The following is a 12204-nucleotide window of genomic DNA, read 5'->3' as shown; positions in this document are numbered from 1 at the left end:
CCCGTCAGCTTCGTTGGAAGAACTCCACCTCCGCCAGGGCGAGATGACGGTCCGGGGCCGCCCCGGCGGGCGCGTCGAGGGTCAGGCGGATGGTGGCGGCGTCGCTGATGCCGGTGGGGAAGGTCTGCGGACCGGGCTTGTCACTCAGGGCGAGCCGCTTGTGGACCTTCCGGCCGTCCTTCGACGTCACCTCCATGTCGATCTGGAGCGCGCGGGCCTGCTTCGCGTACTCCTCGGGCGAGGAGGAGGCGCCGTTCGTGACGATCACGGCGACCAGGCGGAAGGGCTTGGCGAAGGTGTACGTCACCGAGGCGCCGGGGGCGGGTGCGCCCCAGTAGCGGTTGCTCAGCCCGTCCGTGCTGTTGCCCACCGGATGCCCTTGCACTTCGGCGCTCGCCTCGACTCGGGTGGCGGTCACCGCCTTGGCCTTGCCGAGCTTGTCCCGGGTGTCCTCGATCAGGTGACGTCCGGCCGGCAGCAGCAGGAAGCCACCGGCGCACAGCGCCAGTACGACGGCCAGGACCACCAGGAAGCGCACCAGGCGGCCCGAGCCGGCGCGGGTGCGGCGGCGCAGTGGCCAGATCGTCCGCCACCAGGGGAGGGGCGGCGGTGCGGTGGCGGGCGTGAGCGGAGCCGCGCAACGGCGGCAGAAGCGGCGGTCCGGGGGGTTGGGCGTGCCGCAGGAGGGGCACGGCACGCCGGCGACGACGTCGCTCACCGGGGCGGGCCGCACGACGGGGCGCGGCGCGACCGCCCTGGCGGGCTGCACGGGCTGCGGGGACGCTGCCGCCACGGGCTCGGGCGCGGCGGGTCGCCTGGCGGCGGGCGAAGCGGTGTCCGGCCGCGCCGGCGGCGCCGTGGGCGCCGTGGCGGGACCGGACCCGGGGTCGGCGGGCGCGGCCGGGTCCGGCGCGGAGCCGGGGGGCGCGGGCGGGGTGGGCGGCGCGGACCGTCCCCGAAGCCAGGGCCACCGCCGGGCCGCCCCGGAGGGCACGGGCAGGCCGGACTCCGCCTGGGTGGGCGCGGCCGGCGCGGCGGGGTGGGCGGACCCGTTGTGCGGCCCGGTAGGCGCCTGCCGCTCTGCGGCGGCTGCCGAGGGTGGGGCGGACTCTGCCCGGGTGGGTGTGGGCGCGCCGAACTCCGCCCCGGCGGGCGAGGATGAGGCCGGCTCGGCGCCGGTGGAGGCGGACGGGCCGTGCTCGGCCCTGGCGGCCGATCCGTTGCGCAGTCCGGCAGGGGCCCGCCCGGCCTGCGCGCCGGCGGGCACGGACGGGCTCGACTCCGCCCCGGCGGACGCGGACAGGCCTGGCTCGGCCCTGGCGGGCGCGGGCGGGGCGTGCTCGGCCCCGGCCGCGGTGGGCGGGTTGGGCTCGGCCCCGGCCGGTGTGGGCGGGTTGGGCTCCGCTCCGGCGGGCGCGGACAGGCCTGGCCCCGCCCCGGAGGGCGCGGGCGGGGTCGGCTCGGCCCTGGCGGGCGTGGGCGGGGCCGGCTCTGCGCGGGTGGGCGCGGGCGGGGCGTGCTCGGCCCCGGCCACGGGGGGCTGGTTGGGCTCGGCCCTGGGGGGCGTGGGCGGGGTCGGCTCCGCCCCGATGGGTGCGGTTGGGGCGTACCCGGCCCCGGGCGGGTTGGGCTCCGTCCTGGTGGGCGCGGGTGGGGTGGACCCGCTGCGGGGCTCGGCGGGGGGCTGCCGGTCTGCCCCGGCCGGTGTGGGCGCGTGGCGCGGCTCCGTGGGCGCCTGCCGGTCCGCGTCGGTCGGCTCGGTGGGGGTGGGGTCGGACCAGCCCAGGTAGGCGCCGCAGTTGCCGCAGAAGTCGTCCGTCGCGCCGTTGGACGCGCCGCACACGGGACACGCACGCATCGCCGTCACCTTCCTTCACCCGCGGGCGGCCCGGGCAGGACCTCCACGCGGCAGACCGTGTGGACGGGGCACAGGGTGCGGACGAGTGCGCGCACCCGGTCCGCGTCGACCGCGTACGCGTCGCCCTCGCGCCCCGGCCACACCCGGATCAGGACCTCGTCGGCCGGCGGTGGCGGCAGGTCCGCGCCCGCCGTGCGGGACCAGGTGGCCCCGCCGTCCCCGCTGACCTCGGCGGACACGCCCAGGACCAGCCGCAGGGCCTCGGTCAGGCCGCGCCGGGTGCCGCGCCAGCGGTGCAGTTCCACCGCGCGGGCCACCGCCTCGCGCCGCAGCGCGGTCGGCCACCGGGGGTCGTCGATGCCGCCCACCCAGGACGCCAGCCAGGGCAGGAAGTCGGCCGGGGCGAGCCGGGGGTCGAAGTAGGAGGGCAGGTTGTCGAGGGTGGTGAACACCGGGGCCAGGACCGTGTCGAGGCCCGCCGTGAACCGCTGGGCGAAGTCGTCGTCGGCGTACAGCGCGGGCAGTTGCCCGCCGATCGGGTGCGGGCTGGGGAGGCCCGGGACGGCGGCCCGGCTCATCCGCGCACCCCCGGCTCCGGCTCCGTCACGACGACCTGGTGCTGGTAGGAGAAGACGAGCGCGCCCGCTCCGATGTCGAGCCGGTCGACGGGGGCGCCGCGCCGCCCGGTGATCGGGTCGGCGGCGAACATGCGGATGTCCTCCACCAGGACGTCCCCGACGGCGCGTTGCACCACGCCGAACACCTCGCCGTACTGCACGGGCCGCCCGAACGGCCAGCCGGTGCCGTCGGGTCCGCCGTGCAGCGGGTTGAGGTGGCGGAACAGCGCGGCGAGCGCCGCCTCGCGCACCCGGTCGGCGTCCGCGGCGGGTGCCGACAGCCGGGCCACCACGGTGACGCCCTGGTAGACGGGCGGTTCGACGACGAGGCGGGTGCCGATCAGGCGCCGTTCGTCGAGGCTGGCGGTGATCGCGGTGAGCACCTGGTCGGAGGGGATCAGCTGCTCGAAGCGGAGCCGGTCGTCGCCCTCGTCGGCCACCGCGTCCGGCACCACCAGGACGCGGACCGCGCCCGCGCCGGCGGAGCCGTCCGCGGCGGGCAGGCAGCGGACCCGGCGCACCGAGGGCGCCGCCTGGCGGGCGATGATCTCGTAGTCCTCGGCGGTCACCGCGCGTTCCTGCATGCGCAGGGTCTCCGGCGCCCGCAGCTTGGCGTTGTCGACGGTCTCCCCGGCGACGCCGCCGCGTGCCGCCTCCCGGTTGGTGACGCGGGCGACGTAGGGGACGGAGCTGCGCAGGACGGAGATCGCGCCGCGGGAGACGTTGCCCGCGGGGCCGCCGCCGGTGCGGTAGTGGGCCACGCGGACCTGGGCGCCCTTGGGCGGTACGGCGCCGCAGGCGCGCAGGGTGCCGTCGGCCTCGCGCAGCACCGGCGGGAAGCCGAACTCGCCGGTGGTGGCGTTCACGCGGACGTGCCGGTCCTCGGGGGCGGAGCGGCCGAAGTGGTCCACGACCTCCCAGCGCTGCCATCCTTCGGGCGAGGACACCTCGACCACCGGCGGCTCCCCGTCGAGCAGTACGGGCGGGCGGCCGAGCCGGAAGGTCTGCCCGGCCACCCCCTCCGACTGGCCGAGCGGTACGTCGGTCACGCGTTCCGCGTGTTCCACGGTCATCGTGCCGCCGACGGTGAAGACGGCGGCCTCGCGCACGGTCGGGGACTCCGAGTAGAACGGCTGGCCGGGCTCGGGCTCGGTGACCCGGCAGCGCAGCCAGCCGGCGCGGGTGCCGCTGATCAGCGACGCGGTGTGCCCGGCCGGCACGTACACGATGACCTCACCGGGCCGGTTGAGGCCGCCGGTGCTGTCGGAGTCGGTCTCGCAGTGCTGCCACCGGCCGCCGTCCCACGCCTCCCACACCAGCGGGGGCTGGCGCGGGTCGACGCCGACGCCCTCGACGCGGCTGTCGAGGCGCACCGCGACCACGCAGCGCGGTACCGCCGTCGGCAGGCCGAACAGCAGGGCGTCGCCGGGTTCGGGCGTCGCCTGGAAGCACGGTATGTCGAGGCCCTCGGTGAGGGCGCCGGTGCGGTCGGTCTGCTCGCCGGTGCGGGGTGCGGTGACCAGGCGCGTCAACTCGCTGGGCACGATGCGCAGATCGTCGGTGGTCGCGAAGACCACGGCTTCCTCGCTCTCGCCGGTGGCGGTCGTCACCTCGGTGCCGGCGGGCAGCGTCAGCGTCTCGGGCTGCGGGGCGGACAGCCAGAAGTCGACGTCGGCGACGGCGGCCGACGGCGGGTACAGCCGGATGTCCAACAGGTCCAGGAACGCGAGGTAGTTCTTCTCCGGGACCCGGTTCAGCCGGTAGAGCAGCTGGTCCACGAGGTAGGCGAACGTCTCGATCAGGGTGACGCCCGGGTCGGAGACGTTGTGGTCGGTCCATTCCGGGGCGCGCTGCTGCACGTACCGCTTCGCCTCGTCGACGAGTTGCTGGAACCGGCGGTCGTCCAGGTTGGGGGAGGGCAGGGCCATCAGTCCGCGACCATTTCCTCGGCCCCCTCCTCGGAGGGGATCGTGTAGAAGGGGAAGACCAGGTTGCGCCGGTCGTTGGTGGTGCGCACCGTGTAGTGCACATCGATGTAGAGGGTGCCCGCGTCGACGGCGTCGAAGGCCACGACGACCTCGTCGACGGCGATGCGGGGCTCCCAGCGCTCCAGTGCCTCGCGCACCTGCTGGGCGACCCGCCCGGCGGTGTCGCCGTCGCCGGGGGCGAAGACGTACTCGTGGATGCCGCAGCCGAACTCCGGGCGCATCGGGCGCTCGCCCGGAGCGGTGCCGAGGACCAGCCGGATGGCCTCCTCCAGTTCGCGTTCCCGCTCGACCATGGCGATCCCGCCGGTCGGGCCGACCCGCAGAGGGAACGCCCAGCCGCGCCCGATGAACCGTTCGCTCATCACACACCGCCGATCAGGACGTTCATGGCGCCGGTGAGGATCATCGCGCCGCACGAGGTCTGGTCGCGGGCGCGGGCGGCGGGCAGCCCGCCGATGAGCACCGTGCCCGTGGCGAGCGCGGCCGGGTTCGGCATGACGACGTTGCCCGGGCCCAGTGCGGCGTGCGGCGGGACCACGCAGACGTGCAGGCTGCCGACGACGGCGGCGGGCAGGCCGCCGATCAGCACCGTCGCCACCGACGCGGCGGCGCCGGGCGGTGGCGTGGCGATCCGGCCACCGTGGTTGGTGGGGTCGCCGGTACGGGCTGCGGCTGGCATCGGGTCCTCCTCGGGGAGAGCGGTCGTGGTCGAGTGGGCTTGGCAGGGGGTCAGTTGATGCGGATGAGCCGGGCCTTGAGGGTGGCGAGCAGGCCGCCGTTGACGGTGACGTCGGCGGTTCCGTTCACCTTCACCGAGCGGCCGCCGATGCTGACCCCGGCGGTGCCGTCGATGTCCACCTGGCGGCCGGACACCTTCACCGTGCCCCGCCGCGCGTCCAGGGTGATGCCGGTCTTGTCCAGGAGGACCGAGGTCAGCGGGCGGCCCCGCCCCGCGTACACGGTGAGCTCGATGCGGTCCCGGCGGTCGTCCATGCGTACTTCGAGCCGCTCGTCGCCGGTCACCAGCCGCAGCCCGGAGGGGCCCGGCGCCGGGGCGTCGAGCAGCTCCACGCGGTGGCCCGAACGCGACACGATGGAGCGGCGGTTGACCTTCCCGCTGGTCTTGTCGATCAGTGGTACGTCGTGCGGGGAGGGCTGGTCCACACCGTTGTAGAGCCCGCCGAGGACGTACGGGCTGTCGAGCAGGCCCTGCTCGAACCCGACGAGCACCTCGTCGTTGACCTCGGGGCTCACCACGCCGCCGCCGCCCTTGCCGCCCCACTGGACGGTGCGCACCCAGTCGGAGACGTACGTGTCGTCGAGCCAGGGGAACTTCAGGCGCACCGCCCCGCGCTGGGAGCCGTTCGGTTCGCGGACGTCCGTGACCACGCCGATCGCCAGCCCCGGGAGGCGCGGGCCGCGGCCCGGCGCGTTGGCGCCGGTGACCAGGCCGGCCAGGGAGCGGTCGGGGCTGGAGCTGACCCACACGGTGGTGCGGTAGCCGCCGTGCGGCTCCAGGACGTGCTGCACGGCGGTCGCCGTGTACCGGCCGGAGAAGGCCTGCCCCACGTTGCCGAGCGCGATGGCCTTGCCGGCCCGCAGCAGCGGGTTCCCCTCGGCGACGGCCTCCAGTTCGCCGAAGCCGGAGCTGACCTCGTCGGCCGCCGCCTTCGCGACGGCCGTCGTCTCGGCCTGCGTACGGTACGGGGTGTCGGTGACGGCCAGGGCCGACTTGCCGAAGCGTGCGGCGAACTCGGGGCTGAGGCCGGGCACCACCGTGTCGCTGACCACGGAGGGCTGCTCGGCGACCAGCGGCCGCTTGGTGGTCACGTCCCAGCCGCGCACCTGCACCTTGGAGACGCCGTCGGCGGCCGACAGCGCGGCCCGCAGGGCGAGGAGGTTGCGCCCGTACTCCAGGACCATCGGGTTGCGCTCGGCCGACGTCGACGGGGCGGGCGCCCCGGACGCCTTCACGGGCCGGGTGAACTGGAGCAGTCCCTTGTCGTCGACGCGCACCTGCGCGCCGCTCTCGCCCGCGAGGAACTGCAGGAAGTCCCAGTCGGAGACGTTCGCCTGGGACAGCTGCTTGTACGTCACCGGCGCCGCCTCCACCTTCCCGACGGCGAGGCCCGCTCCGGCGGCCACCTTGCGGACGATGGCCGCGGCCGTCATGTTGCGGTACGCCACGACCTTGCGGCCGCGCTGGAGGCGGTGCGCCTTGGAGTAGGCGCGCACGACGGTGAACGAACCGGTGCGGTCCCGGTCGATCTCCAGGGCCGTGACCTCGCCGTTGAACAGCCGCTCCCGCGCCTGCCCCTTCACGGTCATCACCGACACCCGCAGCGGCGAGCCGATGGTGATGCCGGTGGCGCGCAGGAACTCGTGGTCGGGGTCGCGGTAGGTGAGCACGGCGGTGTCCGGCAGGCCCACGTTCTCGTCGACGACACAGCTCACCAGCTGGGCCGCCCAGATCGGCGGCAGTTCGCCGGGTGCTTCCACGATCGGGTCGGCCGCGAACGACCGGCCTCCGGGTTCTGATCCGCTCACCGCTGCTCCTCCTCGCCGTGCTGGTCCTGCAGGGCCGGCACCACGATCTCGGTGCCGGGGACGAGCGCCATCGGGTCGTCGATCCCGTTGGCCTCGGCGATGGCCCGCCAGGCCGTCGCGTCGCCGTACTCGCGCCAGGCGAGCATCGCCAGGCTGTCGCCCGCCACGACGATGTGCGTGCTGCGGGCGGTGCGTGCGCCGGAGGTCGGGTTCTGGCCCGGCGGGTCGACGCTCGCCTCCTCGATGGACAGCGAGCAGGTGGCCCGTAGCGGCTTGCCGTCCACGTCGAAGAGCGTGTACGACACCGACAGGTTCGACAGGACCCCGTCGAAGGACGTCGTCCGCGCGCTGCCCCACTCGAAGCGCACCCAGGGGCTCGCCGGCTTCTTGCGACCGAGGCTCGCGGGGGTCGGCACGCACGCCTTCATCAGCTTCTCCACCGCCTGCTCCACGGAGTTGTCGTGGGTGGCGGTGGCGTCCAGGAACACCTCCAGGCTGAGCGTGCGCGGACCGCTGCCCACGAACTCGGGCAGCGCCGACTGCCCCGCCATCCGGGACGGGGAGCGCCGCCACTCGGTGGTCTTGCCCAGTTGCAGGGTCGAGGGGTTGAACTGGAGGTCGAGCTTGGCGATCGTCCCGCCCGGCTTGGCGCCGACGGAGGTCGGTGGCTCCTTGAGGGTGAGCTGGGCCCTGGCGCGGCTGGCGCGTGCCGATGAGGCCATGGCGTGGACTCCCTTCCGGAGCGGGGACGAGGGACGGGACGGATACGGGCGGGCGGGTGTCGGGTGGCGCCGGGTGGTGCGGGCGGCGGCGGGGTCAGGAGGGCAGCAGGCCCTGGTGGGCGATCTCCAACGTCTCCACGGCGGCGGCGGAGTTGGCGGGGTCGAAGGACGGCCCCTGCCAGCGCACGGGGACGATCCCGAACACCTGCCAGCTGATGATCCGGCTGAGGTCGGGCCGCAGGGCCACGATCTCCCCGTCCTTGGGCTCGACCCGCCGCAGCGTCTCGTCCAGCCAGCGGCCGATCTTCGCCGTGTCGGCGGTGACGGGCCGGGTGAGGGTGATGTTCGACCAGGTCACGCGGCCCGGCAGCTGCCACGTGAAGCCGTTGTTGCCGCCCTCGGCGTAGCTCTCCATCTCGACTTCGGCGCCCATGCCGGAGCAGGTGTGGAAGGCGCCCAGGTCGTTGCCGCCGATCGCCAGCCGGAAGAACACGCTGGTCGCGAAGATGTTGTCCGTCATCGGTCCGTCGTCCGTTTCTCGTGTACGTGGTCTCAGCGACGGCCGTCGAAGGGCCGGCCCGCGCGTTCCCGGCCGCGCCGCAACTCGGTGCGCAACAGGCGGGAGACGGGATCCAGCAGACGGCGCGCGAGATCGTCCAGATCGGCGTCGGGGACCTGCGGGGCGGCGTGCCGGTCGGCCGGGGCGGACCTCGCACCGCCGCCGCCGCCGCTGCCGGCGCTCGGCCCGGGGGTGGCCGGACCGGGGGCGCTCCGGGCGCCGCCCGGGGCCCGCTGCACCGCCGGCGGGCCCGCCGGCGCGGGGCCGGTCGCTGGCGGGGTGGCGGGGGCGGGAGCCGGTGTCCTCGGGCGTACGACGGGTACGGGCCGCGCGGGCGACGCGGCCGGGGCCGGCTGCACCGCGACCGGCGGTGCCTGCGGGCTCGTCACGGGCAGGGGGGTGGCCGCGGCGCGGGATGGACCGGGGGGCGACGCGGGCGCGGTACGCGGGTCGGGCGCGGGGCGCACGGCGTGCGGCCCGTGCACCGCGGCGCGCTGAACCGGCTGCGGTGCGCTCGAGGGGGCCGGCCAGCGCGCCGCCACCACGGGACGGCCCGCCGGGCGGGGGGCGGGCGCGGCCGCGCTCCCCATGTCACGGGTGTTGGTGCCGAGGGGCAGCGGCCGGGCCGCCAGCAGCTGGAGCGTGCGGGGCGCCGAAGGCGTCGGCGGGACGTCGCCCGCGGCCTTGTCGGTGACCGAGCGGGCGACGACCAGCGGAACCGGGGGAACGGAACCGGAGGTCGCGGCGGACGTGGTGGACGGGGCCGTACGGCGCTGCACGGAGCCCGTGCCCAGTACGGGCGCGCGGCCGGCGGGCGACGACGCGGCCCCGGCCGCGAGTGCACGCTGGATGTCCGCGTGGGACATGGGCCGGGCCGCCGCCCGAGCCCGGGACGAGGGGGACACCGGAGGGGCCGCGCTCGGCGGCAGCGCGGTCAGCGGCGCGCCGAGGCCGGTGCGTACGCGCGGTGCGGACGGCCCCGCCGAGGGCTCGGCCTGGCGCTGGACCGTGGGCATGGCCGGCGCGGGCCGGCCCGCCGGGGTCGCGGTGGGCGGGAGTTCGGCGAGCGGCGCGCCGAGCGGTGCGCGGCTGCGCGTGCGCTGCGCGGGCGCGTCGGCGCCGGCCGCAGGCTCCGCCCGGCGCTGCGGGGACGGCCTCGACCCTGCGCTGTCGGGCTCGGCCCGCTGGACCATGGGCATGGCGGGGGCGGGCCCAGCGGTCCGAGCGGGTGCCGGGTGCCCCGCCGTGGGCCGGAGTTCGGTGAGCGGGCCGTCGAGCGGTGGGCGGCTCCCCGGGCGCTGCACGGGCACGTCCGGCCCGGCCGAGGGCTCCGCCTGGCGCTGGACCGTCGGCATGGCCGGGGCGGGCGCGGGCCGGCCCGCCGGGGTCGCGGTGGGCGGGAGCTCGGCGAGCGGCGCGCCGAGGGGCGGGCGGGTTCCCGTCCGCGGCGCGGGCGTGTTCGGGGCGGAGGGCTTCTCCGGGGAGGGGGTCGGCCGAGCGCTGTCGGGGTCGGTCTGGCGTTGGACCGTCGGCATGGCCGGGGTGGGTGCGGGGGCCTCGGCTGCCGAGGGGGTGGCGGTGGGCGGGAGTTCGGTGAGGGGTGCGCCGAGCGGCGGGCGGGTTGCCGTGCGCCGCACGGGCGCGTCCGGCCCGGCGGTGGGCTCGGCCTGGCGCTGCGCCGTGGGCTTCGCCGGGCGGTGCTCGGCCTGGCGCTGGACCGTCGGCAGCGCCGGGGTGAGCGCGGCGGGCGCGGCGGGGCCTTCCGACGGGGTGGCGGTGGGCGGGAGGTCGGTGAGGGGGGTGCCGAGTGGTGCGCGGCTTCCCGCCCGCTGCACGGGCGTGTCCGAAGCGGCCCCGGCCGTAGGTCCGGCGATGGGCCGGACGGCGGGCACGCGGCGCCTGGCCGTGGCCGGGACCCGGGCGACGGTCAGCGTGCGGCCGACCGCGCGCGGCCGGACCGCGACGGGCGTCTCCTCACCGGCGCGGCCGGCACGGGCCTCCACCGTGGCCGGGGCGGACCCGGACCGCCGAACGGTCGGACCCGACGGGGTCGGGGCGGTACCCCCGGCGGACGCTCCCCGGGTCGCCGATGCGGCGGGGACGACCGCGACCCGGCGGATCAGCGGGAACCGCGGAGCGGGCATCGGCGTACGGTCGCCCGCGGGAACGGCCGCGCCGCCGCCCGTCGCCGCGGCCCGCTGGACGGACGGGGCGGGCGTGCCGAGTACGGCTGCGGAGTGCGTGGACGTGCCGTGCGCGCCCGGGCCGCTCGGACGGGACGCCGGAGCGCCGGACGCCGTGACGCGGGGCGAAGAAGGACGGGACGAGGCAGCACGGGACGACGTACCACCCTCAGCGGGCGGCTCCGCTTCCTGCGGCTGCCGCAGTGCCCGCAGCAGCAGCGGGCCGCCGCCACTGGCGGCGGTGGGCGCGGGGCCGGCTGCGGCCGGGCGGGTGACCCCGCGTACGAGACCGGCCGGGGCGGACGGCAGCACGGCGTGGCCGAGCCCGGTGTCGAAGGACGGGTCGCGCCACGCGGCCAGGCCGGACCGGAAGGCCAGCCCGTCGCTGACGCCGATGGTCGCGCGGGACACGGTCAGGACGGGCTGCGCCGTCGTGCGCCAGCCGCCGTCCCAGTCGCCGGGTACGCCGCTCTGCGGTACGCCGGTCTGCGGTGCGCCGGCCGCGCCGCCGGACGGCGCGGCCGGCTCCGCTCCGCGGCCGCTCGGGGCCTGCGGCACGGCGGTGCGCCGACGCAGCCTGTCCCGCCATGCCATGCGTTCAACCGCCTTCGTTCACACGGGTGTTGATTCGAGCTATCTCGGTGACCCACTCCTGGCGCTCGCCGTGGGTCAGGTCGAGGATCTCGTCGCGTTGCCAGTGGAAGTGGTAGGCGATGTACGCGATCTCCTCCTTGAGCCGGGGGAGGGCGTACGTCACGATTCCCCCAGGCGCCCACCGGACAGGTCGACCTCGAAGCCGCCTTCGCAGTGCGGGCAGGTGACCGCCGCGCGGGTGTGCCCCTCGCTGTTGACGCGCCGGTAGAAGTCCTGGAGGAACGCGACGTCGGTCGCGTACATCCGCTCGACGATCCCGGCGTGCACGTCGGTGATGGTGCCGAGCCGGGTGATCACCTGACTGAGCAGCACCACGCTCAGGTACGCCGGGTTCTCCTTGACCCGCAGGTCGATCTGCGGGCGCAGTTCGTCGCGGGCGGTGGCGAGGCGCATCGAGCCGTGCCGGTGCAGCGTGCCCGCCTCGTCGACGTACCCGCGCGGCAGCTCGAACTCGAACTCCGTCCGCAGGCCGTGGTCCTCGCGCGCCGCCGGAGCGGCGGCGGCCGGGGGCGCCGCCGCCTGCTCCGGGGCCGTCGTGGGCGCCGTGACCTGGAGGATCTCCTCCAGGCTTCCTGCCGTCACCGTACGACGTCTCATTCGACGATGATCTCCTCGAACACGATGGTCACGGACTCGGTGGCCGCGGCGGACTCGCCGGCCTTGAGGGAGGGGCCCTCCCACTTGGAGGCCCAGCCCTGCATCAGCTGGATGCGGCGGATGGTCGCGCCCGTGGAGTCCTTGATCTCGATGGTGAGGTTCTGCCGAGCGGTGTCGACGGCCCCGTTGTTCAGGGTCTCCTTGATCCACTTGGTGAACTCGCTGCTCTTGTCGAGTCCCCGGGTGATCGTGACCTCGCCGGCCTGGCGGGCGCCGGGCTGCTTGCGGATGATCTGCTTGCCCTCCGCGCTGACCTGGCGGACCTCGACGACCTCCTCCTCGACGGTCAGGCCGCTGATCTCCTGGATCGACTCGACCAGGTAACCACCGAGCTGTACGCCGAAGATGTGGGTGGAAAGAGCATCGCCCTCTGCCATGACTGTCCTTCACCTTTCCTTGCTGCTGCTGGTGCCGCTGAC

General features: G+C 76.1%; 12 protein-coding genes. All 12 read right to left on the bottom strand.

Annotated elements, in window-relative coordinates; genetic code table 11:
• Window positions 1-4: 4 nt before the first annotated feature.
• The 12 genes from ACZ6JT_RS13590 to ACZ6JT_RS13535 all read right to left on the bottom strand — a co-directional run bounded on the left by ACZ6JT_RS13590 (window position 5) and on the right by ACZ6JT_RS13535 (window position 12162).
• Window positions 5-1858, bottom strand: a complete 1854-nt coding sequence (locus ACZ6JT_RS13590; RefSeq protein WP_469209500.1) for an NADase-type glycan-binding domain-containing protein — start codon at window positions 1856-1858, stop codon at window positions 5-7.
• A 5-nt stretch (window positions 1859-1863) separates the two neighbouring features.
• The gene (locus ACZ6JT_RS13585; protein ID WP_469209499.1) at window positions 1864-2436 is read right to left on the bottom strand and encodes a phage tail protein; all 573 of its coding nucleotides are present in this window, start codon (window positions 2434-2436) and stop codon (window positions 1864-1866) included.
• A complete protein-coding gene (locus ACZ6JT_RS13580; RefSeq protein WP_469209498.1) occupies window positions 2433-4403 on the bottom strand; it encodes a putative baseplate assembly protein in 1971 nt (656 codons plus the stop codon). The genes ACZ6JT_RS13585 and ACZ6JT_RS13580 overlap by 4 nt, the downstream gene beginning before the upstream one ends.
• A complete protein-coding gene (locus ACZ6JT_RS13575; protein ID WP_030388067.1) occupies window positions 4403-4825 on the bottom strand; it encodes a GPW/gp25 family protein in 423 nt (140 codons plus the stop codon). Before ACZ6JT_RS13575 ends, ACZ6JT_RS13580 begins: the two co-directional genes overlap by 1 nt.
• Complete coding sequence (locus tag ACZ6JT_RS13570; protein ID WP_469209497.1) at window positions 4825-5142, bottom strand: PAAR domain-containing protein; 318 nt, start codon at window positions 5140-5142, stop codon at window positions 4825-4827. Before ACZ6JT_RS13570 ends, ACZ6JT_RS13575 begins: the two co-directional genes overlap by 1 nt.
• A gap of 50 nt (window positions 5143-5192) precedes the next feature.
• On the bottom strand, window positions 5193-7010 hold the full coding sequence (locus ACZ6JT_RS13565) for a VgrG-related protein (RefSeq protein ID WP_469209496.1): 1818 nt from the start codon (window positions 7008-7010) through the stop codon (window positions 5193-5195).
• A complete protein-coding gene (locus tag ACZ6JT_RS13560; protein ID WP_469209495.1) occupies window positions 7007-7732 on the bottom strand; it encodes a CIS tube protein in 726 nt (241 codons plus the stop codon). The genes ACZ6JT_RS13565 and ACZ6JT_RS13560 overlap by 4 nt, the downstream gene beginning before the upstream one ends.
• A 94-nt stretch (window positions 7733-7826) precedes the next feature.
• Window positions 7827-8252, bottom strand: a complete 426-nt coding sequence (locus tag ACZ6JT_RS13555) for a phage tail protein (RefSeq protein WP_030710062.1) — start codon at window positions 8250-8252, stop codon at window positions 7827-7829.
• A 32-nt stretch (window positions 8253-8284) separates the two neighbouring features.
• On the bottom strand, window positions 8285-11068 hold the full coding sequence (locus ACZ6JT_RS13550) for a hypothetical protein (RefSeq protein WP_469209494.1): 2784 nt from the start codon (window positions 11066-11068) through the stop codon (window positions 8285-8287).
• 4 nt (window positions 11069-11072) lie between these two features.
• Window positions 11073-11231: a DUF6760 family protein gene (locus ACZ6JT_RS13545; RefSeq protein ID WP_190184831.1), complete on the bottom strand. Its 159-nt coding sequence runs from the start codon at window positions 11229-11231 to the stop codon at window positions 11073-11075.
• Complete coding sequence (locus tag ACZ6JT_RS13540; protein WP_030710066.1) at window positions 11228-11725, bottom strand: zinc-ribbon domain-containing protein; 498 nt, start codon at window positions 11723-11725, stop codon at window positions 11228-11230. The genes ACZ6JT_RS13545 and ACZ6JT_RS13540 overlap by 4 nt, the downstream gene beginning before the upstream one ends.
• Complete coding sequence (locus ACZ6JT_RS13535; protein ID WP_030031999.1) at window positions 11722-12162, bottom strand: phage tail protein; 441 nt, start codon at window positions 12160-12162, stop codon at window positions 11722-11724. The genes ACZ6JT_RS13540 and ACZ6JT_RS13535 overlap by 4 nt, the downstream gene beginning before the upstream one ends.
• Between the last annotated feature and the right edge of the window lie 42 nt (window positions 12163-12204).

The sequence above is a fragment of the Streptomyces sp. NPDC046308 genome, assembly GCF_055588065.1.
The sequence above is the reverse complement of the archived record's forward strand: the minus strand, read 5'-3'. Positions and strand labels throughout refer to the sequence as shown.